Below are 18,622 nucleotides of genomic sequence, written 5' to 3'. Positions count from 1 at the left end.
ACTATTCCCCGAGGCAACGGCTGAAGCCTCTTCCCGACTGAAGTCGGGGGGTTTCCTCCAAAAAGCGGGACACTAAATCCGCCGACGAGATCCTCGCCGCCGTCAAACGCTTCTGCCAGAAAACAATGAAGCGAACTTCGGATTCAGGTGACTAGTTCATCAAATCCCGCCGTCAATCAGTCCATGGATCTGCAACGCATTTAAAATCGCCACTATTGCCGTCCGGGCTTCGCTATCCATAGCAGAACCGCCGGTTGGTGCGGCGATAGCGGCCTGCTGTTCGCCTAAGACCCGAACATCTGATACATAAAAACCATCCGGCCGGACGGCGCTTTGGACCCACGCGCTTCCATCGTATAAATAATCCAGCCCTTCATCCAGAACCGCAACCCGCATTCCGGCTCGCGGCGCAATGAACCGCCAACCACCACCGGTCCAGCAGGCCAGAGCACCAGCATGCACATTCCACTCACCTGTGGGAAAATCGCCAACGATCCAGCTTTCCCCCGTTGCCGGGGTGGTCGGAGGGTCGGAAAGCGCGGCGGATTGCGCCTGTGCATGGACCAGCATGTCAATCAATGTCAGGGCTTCATTGTGCGTTATCTCTTTTTGCGCCTGCCCGCTGTACAAACAGGGAAAGGCAAAGCGTGGCGTTGTATCGTTGGACATGCGATCTTCCTCTCAAGGCTTCATAATATGATCGGGCATGACAGTGGGCGGCTCATGCCGCGCGCGCCAATCTGGACCACCTCCAGCGCCAGGACACTTCCACCGGCCGCCTCATCCGTCGCCGCCATCGTGGCGCTGTAAAGAAACCCCGCCATTGATGTTTCTACGGTTCGCAGCACCGTTGACCCTGCCAATATGCGCAACCGATAGCGTTCAAACTCCTCGCCAAGCGGCGCATCGATATGATCGTCCCATGTCCAGCCTGTCCGGCTACGCCGCACCCAGCTCACAGATCGATCGCCGATCGGGCCAAGCACCACCTGCAGGTGCACTGGCGAAGGCGGTCTCAACGCGTTGCCCGCAACCATGATGTCGGCAGCGACTGGCTCCACATCGCCCACGCCAATGGCAAGCAAGGCCAGACTGTCGCCGGTCCGCACATATTGGTCCGGCACGATTTGCAGCGAATCAGCATCGATCAGCAAAAACCTCTCACCGCTGGCATGACCGTCCATCGCCCATTCGGTCCCGCGACGACCACGCAACAGGCGGCTCAAACGATAGCGCCGCAGCCCTGTTTGCTGCGCCTGCCCGAACTGCAGCAATTCCTCGCCCACCAGGCATAGATTGGCACCCCGCAACAACGCGTCATCGCTCGCGCCAGCCAACACCATATCCTCGGCCAGCAATTCCACATCCAACGTGGCGACATCGTCAAACAATACTGCGCTGCCCATCATCGGATTCGACAGGGTAGACCCCATAATCGCGGGCAAGCCAGTCTGGCCGATGCCTGTCACCTCTCCATCCTGTTCGACGAACAACGCGGCCCTGCGCCACGCCGTCGAAGCGCCCGCCGCTGCCGCGACGACAATCGGCACACTCGCCGCACCGTCCTCCAGCCTGGGCAAGTCGGCGAGGTAAAGCGTCGTGATCCCGGACGGCACATCGGCCTCTCGCACCGATCCGCCGGACGATGCCTCCACACTCGCAATCGACGCGGTCGCAATCTGGCGCAGCGACAGCTTGACCGCCATCGCCTCCCATTGCCAATTCTCGACACTCCACAGACCCGGTGTTCCCGAAACCGCAACGACACTCCCCGGCGACACGGCAAGTTGCGACCAACCGCATACCAGATCCATCGTATTGCGTCCCTTCCACAGGGCGGCAATCTTTTTCCCGGCAAGCTGCTTTGCCTGCCCTGCCGAAATTACTGCGGGCAGATCGATCTGCGCCTGCCGGCGTCCCGGCCCCGGACGCGCTGCCTTCTGCAAGCCTGCCTGATAATCCCGCGTCGCATCGTAATGGCGTAACGAAAGCGACTGCGGCACCAGCGCCGCCGCCTGCCGGGACACGGAAAGCGGCATCACCGCGCGCCCATTCACCCGCCCCGCCAGCGCCACTGGCGGAATTTCCCTCGATGCCGTCACTGACCCGTCAAGCACCAGAGCGTCAGAAACAGGGCGCAGACGCAGGCCATAGGTCGACACCAACGGCTCGATCGCATCGGCTATGCTTTGCCCGGAAGCAGCATAACCCGACACAGCCCCGCTCCCGCTCCCCTCCAAAACCCCTCTGGAAAGGCTCCCGGCGATCTTGGTCAGGGTGACAGCCCCTTCATCGGCAATCACTTCGAAGGTCAGCGAGGGAATACGATTGCCATAATCGGCAAGCTGCATATCCTCGAACACCGCATAGGTGATATCACGATAAGCAGGCGTCAGCGCCATGCCCTCCGCCGATGCTATCAGCGGATCGACCGACTGATCAGGGCTTCCTCTACACAGCCGAAATGCCCCCACTTCGGTCTTGAAATCACCCGCTGCGCCACGCAGCAAATTGCCGTCGGCCCAGATACGCCCGATCCGCACTGTCGATCGGCTCGACAATGCCACGGCAAAGCTCACTGAATAGCTGTAGCTTGTGACACTTGGCTTCCCCTTGCCCCCGCCATTCTTGTTCTTCGTTTCGCGCAGGTCGGTGGCCCAGATCACCGTTCCCGCAACCCGCATCCCGCCGAAAATCTTCGGCACCTGACTGCCATATGTCGATGTCTGGACATCCAGTTCGGCAAGGCGCGGTCCTTCGCGACCCTTGGGTTTGAACAGAATATTCTGATCGAACGCATTGCCGATGGCCGCGCCGATCGCGCCCCCCACCGGCCCGCCCAGCGCCGTACCCACTACCGTCAAAACAAGAGTAGCCATGCATCATTCCTCCGCCACGCGCCAGATTCCAAGCACCGGCCAAGGACTTTCCCCCGGCGTCATCACCACCCGCCGCAACCCGGCATGGGCATGGACAAAGCCGGTGCCGGTCGAAACCATCACATGAAACTGCCGCGGTCCTGCCTGCACCAGCACGACATCACCCCGCCGCACCTCCTGAACCCGTGCCAGGCCCGCCCGTACCAGCCAGCGCTCAAACCGCTCGATCAGCCCGCCCCGCAGCGCATATCGATCCGGCGCCTGCCCCCTGTGCCCCGCCTGCCATGCCGCCAATGCGACCAGCCCGACACAATCCACGCCGGTTTCCGCCGACCGCCCATGCAACCGAAAAGGCACGCCAACCAACGCCAGCGCCTCACACGCCACGGCATCGCCCATGTCCATATGATTTCCTTCGCTGACATTTCTCCCTCTCTCCTTGTGGGATGGAGAATATACCATAAATAACTGGTAATAATAGACATTTTTTGCTACTATCTACCACACAACACCTGCACAGGTACGGTAGATCAATCACTTACGCTGCCGCCCTGCACAGAAACTGCACAGGCAAGAGGCGGCAATGGCGTCGGACAGTAGCAAATTCATCATCGACAAAGAGGAATTGAAGCCCGGCCTTATCCTCTTCCGCCGGTCGGACGTGAAGCACCGCAACTGGTATTGCCGCGTGAAGGTGCCGAAGGAAGACCGCTACAAGACCGTTTCCCTCAAGACCCAAGACCTCAATGCTGCCCGCGCGCTGGCCTGGGATCAGGACGGCGAGGTGCGCTACGCCATCAAGCACGGCGTGGCGCTCTTCAACCGCCCCTTCCGCGATGTGGCGAAGGAGTTTCTGGCCAAGGAGCAAGTGCGCGCGAAGCGCGGCGAGATTACCGCGAAGCGGTGCGAAACAATCAAAATCATCATCGAAGGGCCTCTCGACGAATATATCGGCTCCGTACAAGTGCATCTAATCGCTGATGAACGCTGGGGCGACTACCCCTCTTGGCGTCGCGAGAATGGCGAAGGCCGGATCGAGCGCAACGGTTCGCGAATGGTATCGGCGGAAGTTGCCGCGCGGATGGTGACGGCAGATTTCGCCCGGCGGAGCAAGGGGCAGGTTACGCGGCGCATTCGTCCGAAGCCCGTTACGCAGGAGCAATTCGACGCCGCCGTGCAGGCCAAAATGGCGAAGCCTGTGCCCTATGTGAGCGACGATACGATCCGCATGGAAATGAAGCTATTTTCCGCAATCATGAATTTTGCAGTCAAGAAACGCTATGTTCCCGCCAGCCATCGCTTCGACGATCTTCCCGCGCTCAAGACGATGCATCGGGAAGAGTTCACCGTCGAAGAATACCGCAAGCTCCACACGGTAGGCCGCGCATGGGTGAAGGCCGCCACCACCGAGTCCAGCAAGTGGCACCGCACCATGACCTACAACATGGTCTTGGTCGCCTGTAACACCGGCATGCGTCCGCCGGAGCTAAAGAACCTGCGCTGGCGCGACGTTTGGCCCGCCAAAGACCGCGAAGGGCGCGACATTTTCGTGCTGTTCGTGCAGGGCAAGGGCAAGTCGCGCAAGCTGGTGGCTCCCAAGAGCGTTGGCGACTACCTTGAACGCATCCGCTCAATCTCGAGGGCGACCGAGCCGGACGACCGCGTATTCACCACAATCACCGGGCAACCGGCGATTACGCTCTACAAATCGCTTATCGGCGACCTGTTGACCGAGGCCAGCCTACGCAAGGGCGCGGACGGCACGGTACGCACGACCTATAGCTTCCGCCACACCTATGCGACCTTCCGCTTGCAGATGGGCGTGGACGTTTATTTCCTCGCCGAGCAAATGGGCACGTCCGTCCAGATGATCGAAAAGCACTACGGCCATGTGAACACGATCAAGCATGCCGACCGCGTGCTGGTGGGCATGGAGGGATGGGACCCCGTGACGGTCAATCCCGATGAAGGGCTTGCAAGCGGGAAGGCCAAGGCATCCAAAGCCGCCGCCACCCGCGACAAGACGGCGCGGCCCGCGCCGTCCAAGCCCCGAGGTCAGCGCAACAGGCCGCGCTGACCCACGATCCCGCGTCCGGCCCGGACGAACCGGCGGGATCGCCTTTCGACGATGCGCCGCTGGCGCAATGGAATCGGCGAACACACCGACCAGACTTGACCGGCTTCAAGCCGTGTCGCTCTTTCGCACGGCGGTGCAGTTGCACCGTCTGCGCCTGTATCGGCCTTGATAGCGGAGGAAAAACAATCCCCCCGACCATCACAGGATTCTACGAGCAGGCATGACCGTGCAGTGTGTCACGCCACGTCCCGATCCGAGTGCGGGTGCCTGTGCCGAGTCTTGGCATCGCCGTGCCGTCAAAGGGCGGCGCTTCGGTTCCCGGCTCCGTCCTGATTTTCCCTTGTCCTGTTTGCATTCCTACCGGGCAGCTTGAGCCCCCTGCCATGCGCGGGCGCTACTGCCGTCAACAGGAAGCCTCGGCTCCCCCATCCGCAAGCGGACGGTTCCCCCAATTTTCCTGTGTGACGCCGCGCCATCGCGCCTGGCTCTCCGTGGGCACGCCCGAAAGGGCAATGCAAACCAAGGAGAAAAGACATGACGAAAAAATCCGAAACCAAAGCCCCGGCATTGATTGCCTGGCACGTCCGCGAAGCCAAAGGCGGCAAAGCCTTCTGGACCCGCATCGGGGCCGCATGGCAGCACCAGAACGGCGACGGCCACACTCTCCAGCTCGATCTCTACCCGCTGGATGGTCGCATCGTTCTTCTGCCCCCGAAAGCCGACGAAGCGGCGGAAGGCGGTGCAGCATGACCCGCACCTTCACACGCCACTACGAGCATCACGAAACCGTCTGGAACGGGGTGAAAATCGCGATTAGCTACGAGCCGCGCTGGCTCAGCCTCGCCGACGACTACGGCCTCGACACGGCCCACCTCGAAATCGAGGCCATCGCGCCCGAGCGCGCGCCGCTCCCGATCACCGAGACCGGCTACCGCTCGCACTTCACGACGGCTCACGCCGTCGCCGCGATGGGCGGGCCGGTGGCCCTTGTTCTCACATGGCTTAACGAAGAAGCCGCGTCGCCCGAATGGCAGCGGGAAGTGGCCGCTACCCGCCAGCTCACCCTCTTTTGAGGGTGAGCTGACGAGAAGGTGCATTTCTGGTTGGAATGTCCAAAAGAGAACCATCAGGATAATCTATCCAGGACGAATCTCGACGCTTTCCCATTTGCCAGCCCCGTTATCTGTTGGGATGTGCACCTTGAGCTGTTCGACTGTATAGATCGTCAGTGCTTCACTGTTGAGATTCCAAAGGTGAAACTCGAAGGCCACGCCATATTGCTCAGCTGTTTTCCATTCGTTGCGAGATAGGATTATACGTGGAGGATGTGCCTGTGTCGTTTTCACTTCTATCAGGCGATTGATCTGACTGCCTTCATGCCAAGCATACGAGAGAATGTCATATCCTACGGTGTTGTCGTCGATTGCGACCCACACGGGTGCGCGGGATATGCCTTCCTGCTGCAACCGGGTGTTCTCATATGCCAGCGACAGGCGTTCTCCCTCCCGGCCTTGGGCAAGCAATCTTGCATCGCGTTCGCCGCGATTGAGCGTTGCAAGTGCATCCCACCAATCGGTCGCGCGCGCATCCGAGCCGAGAAGACCCGCTGAACGAAGGCATTGCACGCCGTTCACGCCGATCGCCTGTAGCACATGATTGCGCCCTGCTGGGGCGAGACGCGCCCAAATGGGCGATCGGTCGGCGATGATGGCTTCAATCGCAGCCGTAAAAAATGCCTCCAATGGCGTAATAAGCTGGGGCGGGATGCGGCCTTCGATATCGGCACCGGCGTCATAGTCGTGCGGATAAAAATCCGCTCTTACGGAGCGGACGGTGGCGATGAGATCGGGAGTGCTGAGTTCGGGATTTTTGTCCCGAAAGGTCCGAATGAGGTAGGCCGCTTCAAAAGCGCTCATCGCTAAGATGCGGTCCTCGTCCATTATCCGCCCTCGTCTTCGTCAAAATGGGCGCGGCCTTCCAATTCCTCCACCAGATCAACGATATCCTGCAAATCGACATCATAATCGATAGGTTCTTCCGCGTTTTCCTCGTCGAGGGCGATTTGATGCAAATCGCGGTCGTCTAGGAGCTGTTGCATTGCACGGACTTTGGTCGCCAACCGCCGACTGACGGAATGGTCGATACAGCCCAGCCCTTGCGGCGCGCGTGTCTGGAAAATGTGGACGTTGGTGATCTCGTTGGGATCCAAGCCAAGGCGATGTATCCGGTCGATCGATTGGAGGAAATGCGTGCTGACATAGCTCCGATCGAGATACAGGGCTTCATGGCAGACCGTGTGCAAGCTGATCCCTTCACCGGCGGCAGCCGGATTGGCGATCATCACCATGCAATCATCGTCCAAATGGAAGCGCCGCAATCTGCCTTCCCTGGTTTCCGGATCGGAGGCGTTACCAGAAGGGACAGCGCCGTAGAGCGCGACCGGGTTAAGATCGGCCAGCATCAACAACATCTGCTCAATCGTGTCGGTGAATATCGTCCATATCACCGACTTCCGACCATGTTGCGCGAGTTCGCGGGCCTTTGCTGCAACAGCCAGCATTTTCGGTGACGGGCCGTCTTCGACGACCTGATCCACGAGGCCGGAATTTATGCCAGTGATATCCGATGTGATCGCGCGCAGGGCGAGCAACGGGTTTGACGAAAGTTGCAGCAAGCGCATGACCGATTTCCGCGCACCTGCGAAATCGATAGCGCCGGATCTAATATTGCTGAGCTGCCGCAGGCTTTCGCTGCGCACCAGGCTATAGAGAGCCAGTTGCCCCTGACCCATACCGACCTGATGAAAGTGGGTATAGCGGGCGGGGAGGCCCAGCTCCTCTTTCGTGGTCCGAACGTAAAGGCTTCCCAGCACTTCACGCGGTGGTGTCCCACGGCTAATTTCGAGGCCAAGCCCTTGACCAGGCCATAGGAAATTGAGTTGGGAAACCAGGTCGGAAGGCGACTGCGGCATAGGGGTTCCGCTCAACACGTCGCGGCGGATCGGAAGTGGAGCGAGGTTCAGTAACAGCGCACCGCGCTGCGAAGCCTCGCCAGCCTTCATGCGATGAGACTCATCAAGTATCAGATGGACCGGCTGTCGCGCCAAATACGCGCCGATGATCCCAGGATGCTGAATCAGGAGATCATAATTGATGACGAAGCGCCTGCCGCCACCGGTCAACATCGTCTCAATCGCATGGCTTGTGCCACTTAAAACCTGAAACGCTTCCGTATCAGGGCCGTTGGCATCCATCGTGTCGTTTACGATCTCATCCCAGGCCGGAAAAGCCGCTTTGGGGCAAACTACGAGGACGTGCGCGCCGGGCTGACTTGTCAGCAGATGCAGAGCGAAGGCGACGGTCGTTTTTCCCGCGCCAGGAACAGAAAAATTCGCGCCATTTTGGATGGAAAGCAGGTGGCGGATATCCCGGACCTGAAACCATTTGAGATCACGCTTGAAGCCGAGTGCGCGCAGGCGGCTGCGGACCTCCTCTTCCGTAACAGTGAGCGTCAGGCTCCCTTGTGCTTCCTGCACCTTCCTTCGCGCGGCGGCAAAATCTTGGATGCGGGCCTGCGCGTCGGCGTCGGGCTTGAACCTGAAGTTATATGCCCGTTGCTGATCGCGTGTGCCGTAATCGCGCAATATGTCGAGAACGCTGGGCCAGCTTAGCTCAATCGCCAGCTCCGTAATCCTGGCATCGCTGCCGATCACCGAAGCCGACTGTTTCAGCCGCTCCCATACGGTGTTGCCGGTCGGGGCTTCGACCAGCAAGACACCGCGCCGGTTCTGGTCGTCGTAACGGACGACGATATGCAGCGGCTCCTGGGCGGCACCTGCTTCCATCGGTCAGGCCACGCCAGATTTCGTCTCGGCGCGCTGACGTTCGAGAAATCCACGGAGCCGGTCTACGTTGGCTTGAACGGCGTCGAGTTGTTTGCCGATCGCGTCCAAGCTCCCAGGAGCGGCGCGCGTCATATCGACTTCCGACAGCTTACCATTTGCCGACTGAATCAGATTGAGCGGCATCTGTCCGTCGCGCTTGTCGCGCTCGATCTCGATGATCCCCTCGCACACCTCAACGAGCTGGTCCGACACCTCGTCACGGCGCGTGGCATCGTCCATGAGGGAAATCAGGGGTCGGAGCGTCGGCCCCGTATTGCCGCCAAGATCGACGGCGAAATCGTCGCTATCCTCATCATCCGATGGACCGCTTTCGTCCAGTTCGACCCCAAAGCGCTCGGCAAGTTTGGCCGCCACCTCGTCAGCCTTTTTCCCGAACATAGGTTTGAAATCATATACGCGCCGTTTCAGCTTGCTACGCCGATCGGCGAGCAGCCATGCGATCCTGCGACTGACTTCCTGGGCATCGCCCGTTTTGGCCTTCACGTTTTCGCCAATGTCGAAAAACAACTGTTTGGCGTCCTCAATCGCTTCATAGTCACCGCCGCGATTAAGCCATTCAACAAGGTACAGGTCGGCCTCCGTCAGGGCGTTGATCGCATCGTCGATCTCGACCTTTTTCTTGTTCATGAGGGCCATGAGTTCCTTCATCGGTCGCCCGCTGTCGCGCAGCTCGCGGATAGCGATGCACTCATTGATCCAATCATAATCGAGTTCTGTGCGCTGCTTCATCTGCAAGCGCACCTCTACCTCGACAATATCTTTCTCGGTCGCGGTTGCGGGCAGAAGTTGGCATTTTACAGTGGCAAATTCGCGGTAGAGATTCGGATCTTCCTCAAAGAGACTGCGCATCGCCGCCAATCGGCGGTTGCCGTTGACGACGACGCCGCGCCGCGTGATGAGGATAGGCTGACGCTGGCGTTCGGCCTTGAGCACGTCGATGATAGGCGCAACCGAGCCTTCCCGCCCGGTATTGGCATATTTCAGCAAAAACTCATGCTGGCGTTGCTGCGCCGCTTCGTTTTCCTCGCCGGATGCGAAGTAGTCGGCTGGCTTGCCTTCGCGGCGCGCATAAGCCTGCTGGGCAGTGCGTGTCCGGAAGTTCGCCATGCGATATATCGGCAAGCCCAACGGCACCAAGATGACCGGCAAATCGTAAGGCTGGCTCTGATATTCATAGAACGGCTCGGTCTTGTCGGATTCCGTGGCACGCTCGGCAATTTGCGCTTCGCGGATATGAGCCGGTTCCACATTTACGGTATACCCCATGCGGGCGACCCCCTTATTCAAATCCGATCAGGAAGATCGGTACTGTTATCGTGCGGTCGAACAACCGCAGCTCGTTCATGATGCGCTCGAAACTGGCGATGTTACTGCCAATGCTCGCCGCAGCTTGCTTCGTCGGCAGGGCCAAAGCGGCAGCCTCAATCCGCCGAACGCTCCATAGATGCTGTAGCTTCAATAGGTCGTAGGGAGCGCGGCTGGCATTACCGGTTTGAAGGTGAAAGGAGAGATCATCCTTCACCCCGAAGACGGTCAGATCATAACTTTGATCGATTTTCACATCGAACGGCCAGCCCTCGGCGGCAAGCTCCGCTTTCACATGATCGCGGATGGCCGTCGTTGAGCCAGGACCAACGGTCAGGTCTGGCTTCTGGAACACGTCCATCAGCCAGGCGTCGAGTTCCCTTTGCGCCCACTGATCGCGCCCGTTGTGGTGGGAATAAGCTTCAGCAAATTGCATCAATCTTCTCTCACCGGAGGCTCATAGATGGGTTGATTCATAGCTCTGGTTCGGAGCGTCCCGGCTTCTAGCTGCGCTATGCGGTCGCGCGCCACATCAACGTATTCCTCGGTGATATCGCAGCCGTAAGCGTTGCGGCCATTCTTCAAAGCGGCAACAGCACTCGATCCCACGCCTAGGTATGGATCCAGCACGTTACCCCCCGGATTTGTCATGCTAAGAACCAAGCGTTCAACCAAACCGACAGGGAATTGGCAGGGATGATCCGTTTTCTCAACGTGGTTTGATTTCACGTTAGGAATATCCCAAACGTCGGACGGATTTTTGCCCAGCGGATTTCCGGATAGTTTGCCTTTATTAGGCCCCTTAAAGTGCTTCTTGTGAGGGTATTTTGAGGGGATACGAACGGGGTCGAGATTGAACGTGTAGTCGTCGCCTTTGGTAAACCAAAGAATTGTCTCATGCCGTCCTGAGAAGCGATTTTGACAGTGGAGCCCATGGCCGAAGGTCCAGATAATTCGGTTTCGCAACTGTAAGCCATGATCTTTGAAAATCCGATAAAGTATCACGTCGAGGGGAAAGACTTCTCCGTCATCAACGTGATTTCCCACTTGCCAGCAGATTGAACCTTGAGGATGAAGAAGGCGGACAGCTTCTGCGATCGTCGCCGCTTGACTTTCGATGTAAATATCGAGGGTGGTTCGCTTCTCATATTCTTTGCCAATATTATAAGGCGGGGAAGTGACGATCAAATCCATGCTGCCCTTTTTCAAAGAGCGCATAAAGTCCAGGTTATCTTGGCACTCGATGACGGCTTTCGTTTTCCGAATAGGAATGACATTTGCGGTCTTCATTCGTGCGCTTTGACGTGCCATCTTCTTAATCCTGAGATAATATTATCCATTGGCTTTTTCTAATTTGCCAATACTTAAGCCTGGCCATCAGCTTACATGATTGCAGATCGCAGATCCAGCGTTTTTTTTCTTGAATGGCGAAAGCTTTATACCCCCGGCTCGCTTCCGCGCTTGGGCAATGTCATAGGTGTTTTGCATACGCATCAAAGTCTCGATCGAGATTCCGAAAACTTTCTCGATTCGCAACGCCATCTCTGCTGAAAGATGGGCGCGCTCGTTTAGCAATGCCGAGAGAGCCGGACGTGTGACGCCAAGCGCATGGGCAGCGCTCGTCACCGAAAGGCCATGAGCTTCCACAATTTTGATTTTAACAAAGCCGCCGGGATGGACCGGTTCATTCAGCCGAGCATTATGTTTATGGGTCATTGCAGCCTTCCGCACGGACAGTGCCCAACCCGCGCGATCCTACAAAATGCGCCGTTGCCTGTAAAGTGACACTTTACAGAATACCTTTGCGCCGACCATAGCCGCGCCCCCGCTTGCTGCTACGACTTCAAGAACCGCGAGCCGACAATGGCGGCGCGGGCGGTTTCGTCGCTCCAAAGCAGACGATCTACCTTTCCCTGTCCGATCTTGCTGCGCCGCCGCCGGATCGTCTCGCCGATTTTCAGGGGATGCACGGGATACCATGAACGTGGCGACGGCTCGACCGTGCAGGCGGCGACCTGGATATGCGCCCATCCGTTGCGGTCGATCTTGAGGACTTGCCCCGTGACGGCGCGCTGGCCGATCATCGTGGGCTTCTTCTTCGAGGAACGCGGCTGCGGCTTCCAGATCGGCTCGCGCCAGCGAATCACGTCCGCCACGATAAATTCAGTGCCGCATGACAGCCATTTCACGTCTCCCCCGATCCGTACGCGCCTTGCTGCGGCGCGCTCGTGCGCAACGAAAATATGCACGCGTCCGGTTCGTAGATTCTGACGCGCGCCACTCACCTTAAGATTGTGCGGAAATGCGTTTTCGCACAAGTATATATCCAATTCCCGTAAAGCTTGGCTGGGGATGCAGAGCAAAGCCCGATCATTGAGATTGGCCTTTGCAAGATTTACCGTCAGTCACGGACATGACCGTGCCTGATCTATTGGGGGCTCCCATGGCGAACGACAAACCCGAAGAGGACGCCGACGATGCCGCACTGGCGGCTTGGGAACTTGGGGAAGGCGACACGCCCGATCCCGCGCCGCATCCCAAGCTGGCTCATTTTCGCGCCTTGTTCGCCGCGCATCCGGATGTAGCCGCGCTGACGCGCGCGCTCGACGCCGCGATGAACGACGCGGACGATCCCGTGCCGGTGACGGTGGCGGTGCAGCCGGGCTTGCTCCGGCTGCTGGCGCATATCGAGACGCTGGACGCCGCCATTGCAGGCCGCGTGCCCGCACCGCCGGAGCGCGCCGTGAGCCAGATCGTCAGCAATTATCTTGAACACCTGTTGCACAGGCTTGTTACTGATCCGACCGGCCACCCGCATTTTGCGGCGGTATGGAACGCGCTTTGCGCGGCGGAAGGCGCGCCGGAGCTGGCCGTGCCCACGGGCACGGCGGAGCCCACGCCGCCGCAGGCCGAGGAAGGGCCTTTCTGATGCGCCGGGCGGCACGACCTCGCTTTCATGCGCTTGTCGTGCTGCTGGGTTTGTTTCTGGCCTTCGCGGTTCCCGCAGCGGCGGAGCCCAACCCAGCGCCGCCGCAAGTAGCGGCGCAAGCGTCGGAGTTGGAGCGCGACGCCGACCGGCTGGCCGATCTTCTGGTCGAGAAACGCAATGTGTTTCTCGGGCAGAACACGCCGCTCAGCGAACCCGAGCGGCGGGCGCGCAGCGCCGAGATCGACCGTGAGATCGAAGCCTTGCGCGCGAAATGGCGCGGACGCGCGCGGGACGGCGACGCCCGTCTCGCCGCGCGCGCCGAGGCGCTGGCCGCGCCGCGCCACCTCGCCGAGCGGGAGAAGTATGCGCAGAACGCCCCGCCGCCACCGCCAGGGCCTTCGCGCATGGACGAGTTCCGCGAAACCGCCTCCTATCTGTTCTCGAATCTGCTGACCGGCCTTGGCGGCATCCTCTCGACGATCCTTCTGATCGCCGTGATCGCGATACCGCTATGGCTCTTGTTCCGGTTTGGCAAGGCTGCGCCGCCCAAGGACTTGCCGCCGCTCTCGGATAATTACGGCACGGCCAGCTACGCCGAAATGCGCCCGCTGATGCCGAATATCCATTACGCCCTCAAAGGCGTGTTCTTCGGCAAGAGCAGCGCGCCGGAGCTGGACAAGGTGCCGCTCGCCGAGCAGCCGGGCGCGCCGGTGCTCTCGACGCCCGAGCATCACACCTTGATCGTGGCTCGCACCCGCACCGGCAAAGGCACCCGCGTCATCGTGCCGACGCTGCTGCGCTACGCGGGCTCCGCCATCGTCATCGACCCAAAGGGCGAGAACGCGGCGGTCACCGCCCGCGTCCGCGCGGGACTTCTCGCGCAGGCGGTGCATGTCATCAATCCGTGGGGCGAGCTTGCGGCCACGTTCAAGGCGCGCGGCCTTGCGCCCGCCACCTTCAACCCGCTCGACGTGCTGGTGCGGGATGATCCGAACGCCGTTGCCGTCGCGCAGGCGCTGGCCGGGGCGGTCTGTCCTGCCAGTCCCGCCGACAAAGACCGCTATTGGCAGGGCAGCGCGGCGAACGTGCTGGCCGCCGTGCTGCTATGGATCACCGACCAGCCGGGCGAGCAAAAGACGCTCGCCCGCGCCCGCGAGATCGTGAGCCTGAGCCGCAAGGATTTCACCGAAGGGTTTTTGGTGAAGATGGCTGCATCGAGCGCCTTCGGCGGCGCGATCCGCGAAATGGTCAGCCCCTATCTGGATTTGGCGCAGGAGACCTACAGCGGGATCATGTCCAATCTGTCGGAGAACACGAAGTTCCTCTCCGACCCGCAGGTGAAGGCCGCGACGGCCACGTCCTCGTTCGACATGGCCGACCTGATCCGCGATCCGGTGACCGTCTATCTCGTGATCCCGCCCGACCGCATCGACACGCAGCGCACCTGGCTCCGGCTGATGACCACGGCGGCCATGCACACCTTCAAGCGCCATCCGCTTGAAGGACGCCCGCCGCACCGCTGCATGATCTTGATGGACGAGTTTCCGGCGCTGGGCCGGATCGAGGACATGCCGCGCGATATCGCCACCATGTCGGGCTACGGCATCGACTTTACCCTGATCGTGCAGGGGCTCGATCAGCTCAAGGACATCTACGGCGCGGCGGCGGGCACGATCCTATCCAACTGCGCCTATAAATGGTTCTGCAACGTCAACGACCTTGAGTCTGCGAAGTACCTCTCCGACACGCTCGGCAAGCAGACCGTGCGCACCGTCGGGCGGGGCGAGAACCAGAACGAGGGGCCGGGCGGCGCGGGCAAGGGCGAGAGCGTCAATTACGGCGAGACCGGCAGGCCGCTCTTGATGCCCGACGAGGTGCTGTCGCTTGGCCGCGATGTGGCGATTGTTCTCAACCCCGAAGGCCGCCCGCACTACGTCCGCCCCGTCGATTACTGGCAGATACCGCAAGCCTTCGCCAGTCTCGCCGCGACCTATCCGAAGCTCTATTGGGAACCGCCGCTGGCTTGGGATGACAACCCGTATTTTGTGCGCGGCAACAAACAGGGCGACGGTGCGAGGCAGGACGGCCAGAGCAAGGCCGACCCGCCCAAGGCCGCCTCCGGCCCCATGAGCCGAAAGCGGGCGCTGTCGATCCTCGACCTTACCGAAGGGGCGACCCCTGCGGAGATCATCGCCGCGCACAGGCGGCTCATCAAGAAGCTGCATCCGGACACGGGCGGCTCCAACGGCATCGCGCAGCTTTTGAACGAAGCGCGCGACGTATTGACGGAGCGCGCGCCGTGAAACCTTCGCCGCACACGCGCGTCTTGTGCTATAATGCGAGCGTTGCGGCGCTCTTGCGAGTCGCTGCGGCATGCGGACAGAACGGCAGTCGTGCCACCGCATACATTCCTACCCCACGCTCCCGCACGTCCTGTGCTATCCTGAGATATGGCTTAGGAGAGCGTGCAAGCCATGTGCGGACTGACCGTCCGCACCCGCCCCCAAAGGGGCTAGGCTTGGCAAGGGTGGCGCTTCGCCCTCCCGTTGCATCCCTCCCGACCAGGACCTTGACTGCCCGTGGACCCGTCCGGAGGCTTTGCCTCTCGACACCATTCAGGGGCGTTCCTGCCCCTGAAAACCCTGACCGGGGCTTTGCCACCCGCGCGAGCGCGGCATGGAAAGAGCCCCGCCAAGGAGCCTTCGCGCCCCTTGGAACCCTGACAAGGGCTATCGCGCCCTTGACCACTCGCCGGAGATTTTCGCATCCCGGCACCCACGACCAGAGCTTGCGCGCTCTGGACGACGCGCAGGGGGCTTTCATGCCCCTGCACCCTGACGAGGGGACACCCCTCGACCCGCCGCCGGACAAAACCGGCTGAAAGGAGGTGCGCTTGACCGACGATACCGGCCCCGAGCCGAACAAGTCCGATCACGGCAAATCCGCGCGGCGCAAGTCCGAAAAGCGGCAGCGCACCGAAACCCTCTATGCCCGCCTGTCTCCCGCCGAGAAGGCGGTCTTTCTTGCCCGCGCCGACAAGGCCGGAATGACCTCCGCAGCCTTCTTGCGCGCCGCCGCAATCGGCAACGCCGGACCCCGCGCACAAAAGCGCGTCCCCGCCGATGCCGCCGTCCTGCGTCAGGTGCTGGGGCATATCGGCAAAACCGGTAGCAATCTGAACCAGATCAGCCGCTACCTGCATACCGGCGGCGAGGCGCAGACCGTCCTGCCGGACATCCGCGAGGCACTCGCCGATCTCATCCGCATTCGCGGTATGATCTACGACGCTCTCGGCAAGGAACCGGACGCTGCCGCGCCGGTCATGCCGTCATCACCCCCACCGCCGCCGGAATCATGAGGGGCGGTCATGATTATCAAAGGGGGTTCACGCGCCGGTCCACAGCAGCTCGCCGCCCACCTCCTGCGGGCCGATACCAACGAGCGCGTTGACATTCTGGAGCTAGACTCCGCCGTGGACGATCTCGCCGCGACCTTCCGCGACTGGCAGACCCTCTCCGAGGGCACGCGCGGCACCAAGGGGCTTTACCACGTCAATATCGACCCCGACGCCCGCTACACGATGACGCCGCAGCAATGGGCCGAGGCCGTGGCGGTATTGGAGCGCGAGCTGGGCTTCGACGGCCAGCCCCGTGCCGTCGTGCTGCATGAAAAGAAAGGCCGCCAGCACATCCATATCGTCTGGGCGCGCACCGACCTTGAGACCATGACGATGCGCTCGGATAGCAACAATTATCTCGCCCACGAACGCGCCAGCCAGAAACTTGAACTCGCATTCGGGCACGAACCCGTGCCCGGCAAACACGCCAAGCGTGACCGGAACAAGCAGCCCGAATTCCCCCGCGCCGAAATCAATCACGGCGAATGGCAGCAGGCGGAGCGCAGCGGCGTCAGCGTCGCCGAACGGCGCGCGCAGATCGCAGCCCTCAAGGAAGCCAGCGACAATGGCGCGGCCTTCAAGGCCGCGCTTGAGGAAGCGGGCTATATGCTGGCGCAGGGCGACAAGCGCGACTTCGTGCTGGTGACAGCGGAAGGCTCCGTACTCAGCCTCAGCCGCGAGCTTAAAATGAAGGCCGCCGAGGTGCGTACCTTCATGGCGGACGTGGACCGCGCCGCTCTCCCGACCGCATCGGAGGCCAAAGCCGCGCAGCGCGCCCGTGCGGAGACCGCAACTCCCGCCCCCGATATTGAAATGCAGAGGCCGCCCATCGAAGATCTCGCCGCACCGGAAGCACCGCGCGAGATTCCCGAGGCTCCCGCGCTCGATCCGCGCGTCGCAGAGGCACTTGCCGCGCGCGAGCAGGCCGACGCGGCCAAGCTGGCCGAATGGCATGCCGCCGAGCTGCGCCAGACAGAATATGTCCTGAAACTTGACGACGCGCCGAAGCTCGCCGGTCTCGACCGCCAGCACACAGCAGAGCGCGAGCGGCTCAAACGCGCGCAGCGCGAAGCCAGTAGCGGCATCGAGGGGTTTATCGAGGCGCTGCAAAATCGCCTGAATCCGGGCCGGGGAGCCGAAAAGCTGGCGGCGCGCAAGAAGGAATGGCGGCAGATGTATGCGCGGCAGGAACGGGAGCGCGCCGACATGGAAGTATTGCTCGCACAGAACAGGGCCGAGCAGCTTGACGAGCTGAAAGAACGCCATGCGCAGCAAAGCCGCGAACAGCAGGCGCTCTTCGCGCGCGAGCGCGAACGCTACGCGGAGGACGCCGCGCGCGCGACACGGCTCTTGGAGCAGATCGCAGAAGACCGCCGCATGCAGGAACAGGCGCGGCGGCAGGGAAGCGGGCCGGACGGCCCGCCCGGAAGGACAAAGTAAGCGGCTCGCGTTTCCTGCAACCGGAACCGGGCCGCACCAAAAAGAAAAAGGTTGCCACGGATAAGAGCGGCAGCATCCAGGGCAGCGCCTTCGCCTGGCTCTTCGACATCGCGGCGCTGCAAGCCGCCGCCGCATCGCGCTTCCTGCACATGGAAGACGCGGCTCTGCCGCCGATCACCAACCGAACCGAGACGGACAAGGACGGTGACGTGCCCGACGATCCGCCCGAGCTGCTGCCGACCTTCATGCCCACATTCCGCCGCGTACTTTCGCGTTTCCTCGGTTCGAGGAAGAAGCCGCACGGCAAGAACCGCCGCAGGCGCGGACTTCGCGCACTTCTTTCTCGACTGGCTTTCCGGTCGAAATTTCTTTCCGCTCCGGCAGCGCCGCCAGCTCCCAAGCCCAAATCTGCCGAGCCACCGTCAAAGCCGCCGCGCGGGCCGAACCGGCCTTTGCGCGGACGCTTCATCCGGCCTTCGGGGCTGTAAGCATTATGACAGTACTTTACACTCCTAAATGCGCGATTTGTTTGAATATATGAAAGAAAACAAAGTTTATTATTGACGTCAATATTCGATTGGATGACTATTTTGCAGAGTAAAGAGTCGAGATTTAACTGAATGACAGACCGGCTGATGCCGGTAGGTTCATGGGTTGTGGCTGAAGCCTGTGCTGTGGGTATGGCGGTCGA

18 protein-coding genes are annotated in these 18,622 nt (G+C 60.9%); 8 read left to right on the top strand and 10 right to left on the bottom strand.

Going from position 1 to position 18,622, the window contains the following annotated elements; all coding sequences use genetic code 11:
• Nucleotides 1-159 precede the first annotated feature (159 nt).
• Genes L3X40_RS18010 through L3X40_RS18000 form a run of 3 tightly spaced genes read right to left on the bottom strand, consistent with a single transcriptional unit; the run spans nt 160 to nt 3,284 of the window.
• Nucleotides 160-669, bottom strand: coding sequence for a DUF2793 domain-containing protein (locus L3X40_RS18010; RefSeq protein WP_237366839.1), 510 nt, complete (start codon nt 667-669; stop codon nt 160-162).
• Between the two features lie 20 nt (nt 670-689).
• A complete protein-coding gene (locus tag L3X40_RS18005; RefSeq protein WP_237366838.1) occupies nt 690-2,879 on the bottom strand; it encodes a phage tail protein in 2,190 nt (729 codons plus the stop codon).
• Nucleotides 2,880-2,882: 3 nt separating this feature from the next.
• Nucleotides 2,883-3,284: an NlpC/P60 family protein gene (locus L3X40_RS18000; protein ID WP_237366837.1), complete on the bottom strand. Its 402-nt coding sequence runs from the start codon at nt 3,282-3,284 to the stop codon at nt 2,883-2,885.
• A 178-nt stretch (nt 3,285-3,462) separates the two neighbouring features.
• Between L3X40_RS18000 and L3X40_RS17995 the strand changes: the two genes are divergently transcribed.
• The 3 genes from L3X40_RS17995 (at nt 3,463) to L3X40_RS17985 (ending at nt 6,029) form a co-directional block, all read left to right on the top strand.
• Nucleotides 3,463-4,956 (top strand): tyrosine-type recombinase/integrase, encoded by a 1,494-nt coding sequence (locus L3X40_RS17995; protein ID WP_237366836.1) that lies wholly within the window; start codon nt 3,463-3,465, stop codon nt 4,954-4,956.
• A 534-nt stretch (nt 4,957-5,490) separates the two neighbouring features.
• On the top strand, nt 5,491-5,706 hold the full coding sequence (locus L3X40_RS17990; protein ID WP_237366835.1) for a hypothetical protein: 216 nt from the start codon (nt 5,491-5,493) through the stop codon (nt 5,704-5,706).
• On the top strand, nt 5,703-6,029 hold the full coding sequence (locus tag L3X40_RS17985; RefSeq protein WP_237366834.1) for a hypothetical protein: 327 nt from the start codon (nt 5,703-5,705) through the stop codon (nt 6,027-6,029). Before L3X40_RS17990 ends, L3X40_RS17985 begins: the two co-directional genes overlap by 4 nt.
• Nucleotides 6,030-6,092: 63 nt before the next feature.
• Here the strand turns inward: L3X40_RS17985 and L3X40_RS17980 are convergent, their stop codons facing one another.
• The 7 genes from L3X40_RS17980 to L3X40_RS17950 form a co-directional block, all read right to left on the bottom strand.
• Complete coding sequence (locus L3X40_RS17980; RefSeq protein ID WP_237366833.1) at nt 6,093-6,872, bottom strand: DUF3883 domain-containing protein; 780 nt, start codon at nt 6,870-6,872, stop codon at nt 6,093-6,095.
• Nucleotides 6,873-6,895: 23 nt separating this feature from the next.
• The gene (locus tag L3X40_RS17975; protein ID WP_237366832.1) at nt 6,896-8,800 is read right to left on the bottom strand and encodes an SNF2-related protein; all 1,905 of its coding nucleotides are present in this window, start codon (nt 8,798-8,800) and stop codon (nt 6,896-6,898) included.
• A 3-nt stretch (nt 8,801-8,803) separates the two neighbouring features.
• Entirely contained in the window at nt 8,804-10,126 is a 1,323-nt protein-coding gene (locus tag L3X40_RS17970; protein ID WP_237366831.1) for a hypothetical protein, read from the bottom strand.
• 13 nt (nt 10,127-10,139) lie between these two features.
• Nucleotides 10,140-10,601 carry a restriction endonuclease gene (locus tag L3X40_RS17965; protein WP_237366830.1) on the bottom strand — a complete coding sequence of 154 codons (462 nt, stop codon included), beginning with the start codon at nt 10,599-10,601 and terminating at the stop codon, nt 10,140-10,142.
• Nucleotides 10,601-11,476 carry a DNA-methyltransferase gene (locus tag L3X40_RS17960; RefSeq protein ID WP_237366829.1) on the bottom strand — a complete coding sequence of 292 codons (876 nt, stop codon included), beginning with the start codon at nt 11,474-11,476 and terminating at the stop codon, nt 10,601-10,603. The genes L3X40_RS17965 and L3X40_RS17960 overlap by 1 nt, the downstream gene beginning before the upstream one ends.
• A 66-nt stretch (nt 11,477-11,542) precedes the next feature.
• Nucleotides 11,543-11,896 carry a HigA family addiction module antitoxin gene (locus L3X40_RS17955; protein ID WP_445177208.1) on the bottom strand — a complete coding sequence of 118 codons (354 nt, stop codon included), beginning with the start codon at nt 11,894-11,896 and terminating at the stop codon, nt 11,543-11,545.
• 104 nt (nt 11,897-12,000) lie between these two features.
• Nucleotides 12,001-12,414 (bottom strand): hypothetical protein, encoded by a 414-nt coding sequence (locus L3X40_RS17950; protein ID WP_237366828.1) that lies wholly within the window; start codon nt 12,412-12,414, stop codon nt 12,001-12,003.
• A 194-nt stretch (nt 12,415-12,608) separates the two neighbouring features.
• On the opposite strand from L3X40_RS17950, the gene L3X40_RS17945 reads away from it, so the two are divergent.
• The 5 genes from L3X40_RS17945 (at nt 12,609) to L3X40_RS17925 (ending at nt 18,419) form a co-directional block, all read left to right on the top strand.
• The gene (locus L3X40_RS17945) at nt 12,609-13,094 is read left to right on the top strand and encodes a hypothetical protein (RefSeq protein ID WP_237366827.1); all 486 of its coding nucleotides are present in this window, start codon (nt 12,609-12,611) and stop codon (nt 13,092-13,094) included.
• On the top strand, nt 13,094-15,397 hold the full coding sequence (locus tag L3X40_RS17940; RefSeq protein WP_237366826.1) for a type IV secretory system conjugative DNA transfer family protein: 2,304 nt from the start codon (nt 13,094-13,096) through the stop codon (nt 15,395-15,397). The genes L3X40_RS17945 and L3X40_RS17940 overlap by 1 nt, the downstream gene beginning before the upstream one ends.
• 590 nt (nt 15,398-15,987) lie before the next feature.
• Entirely contained in the window at nt 15,988-16,452 is a 465-nt protein-coding gene (locus tag L3X40_RS17935; protein WP_237366825.1) for a MobC family plasmid mobilization relaxosome protein, read from the top strand.
• A gap of 9 nt (nt 16,453-16,461) precedes the next feature.
• Nucleotides 16,462-17,931, top strand: coding sequence for a relaxase/mobilization nuclease domain-containing protein (locus L3X40_RS17930; protein WP_237366824.1), 1,470 nt, complete (start codon nt 16,462-16,464; stop codon nt 17,929-17,931).
• A 149-nt stretch (nt 17,932-18,080) separates the two neighbouring features.
• Nucleotides 18,081-18,419, top strand: a complete 339-nt coding sequence (locus L3X40_RS17925; RefSeq protein WP_237366823.1) for a hypothetical protein — start codon at nt 18,081-18,083, stop codon at nt 18,417-18,419.
• Nucleotides 18,420-18,622 lie beyond the last annotated feature (203 nt).

This window comes from Rhizorhapis sp. SPR117, from assembly GCF_021742065.1.
This window is presented reverse-complemented; position numbering and strand designations above follow the sequence as displayed.

Coding starts and splice junctions, on each gene's coding strand:
- L3X40_RS18010 (WP_237366839.1), bottom strand. CDS start 669: ATGTCCAACGATACAACGCCACGCTTTGCCTTTCCCTGTTTGTACAGC.
- L3X40_RS17995 (WP_237366836.1), top strand. CDS start 3,463: ATGGCGTCGGACAGTAGCAAATTCATCATCGACAAAGAGGAATTGAAG.
- L3X40_RS17945 (WP_237366827.1), top strand. CDS start 12,609: ATGGCGAACGACAAACCCGAAGAGGACGCCGACGATGCCGCACTGGCG.
- L3X40_RS17965 (WP_237366830.1), bottom strand. CDS start 10,601: ATGCAATTTGCTGAAGCTTATTCCCACCACAACGGGCGCGATCAGTGG.
- L3X40_RS18005 (WP_237366838.1), bottom strand. CDS start 2,879: ATGGCTACTCTTGTTTTGACGGTAGTGGGTACGGCGCTGGGCGGGCCG.
- L3X40_RS17960 (WP_237366829.1), bottom strand. CDS start 11,476: ATGGCACGTCAAAGCGCACGAATGAAGACCGCAAATGTCATTCCTATT.
- L3X40_RS17975 (WP_237366832.1), bottom strand. CDS start 8,800: ATGGAAGCAGGTGCCGCCCAGGAGCCGCTGCATATCGTCGTCCGTTAC.
- L3X40_RS17985 (WP_237366834.1), top strand. CDS start 5,703: ATGACCCGCACCTTCACACGCCACTACGAGCATCACGAAACCGTCTGG.
- L3X40_RS17980 (WP_237366833.1), bottom strand. CDS start 6,872: ATGAGCGCTTTTGAAGCGGCCTACCTCATTCGGACCTTTCGGGACAAA.
- L3X40_RS17930 (WP_237366824.1), top strand. CDS start 16,462: ATGATTATCAAAGGGGGTTCACGCGCCGGTCCACAGCAGCTCGCCGCC.
- L3X40_RS17925 (WP_237366823.1), top strand. CDS start 18,081: ATGGAAGACGCGGCTCTGCCGCCGATCACCAACCGAACCGAGACGGAC.
- L3X40_RS18000 (WP_237366837.1), bottom strand. CDS start 3,284: ATGGACATGGGCGATGCCGTGGCGTGTGAGGCGCTGGCGTTGGTTGGC.
- L3X40_RS17940 (WP_237366826.1), top strand. CDS start 13,094: ATGCGCCGGGCGGCACGACCTCGCTTTCATGCGCTTGTCGTGCTGCTG.
- L3X40_RS17970 (WP_237366831.1), bottom strand. CDS start 10,126: ATGGGGTATACCGTAAATGTGGAACCGGCTCATATCCGCGAAGCGCAA.
- L3X40_RS17990 (WP_237366835.1), top strand. CDS start 5,491: ATGACGAAAAAATCCGAAACCAAAGCCCCGGCATTGATTGCCTGGCAC.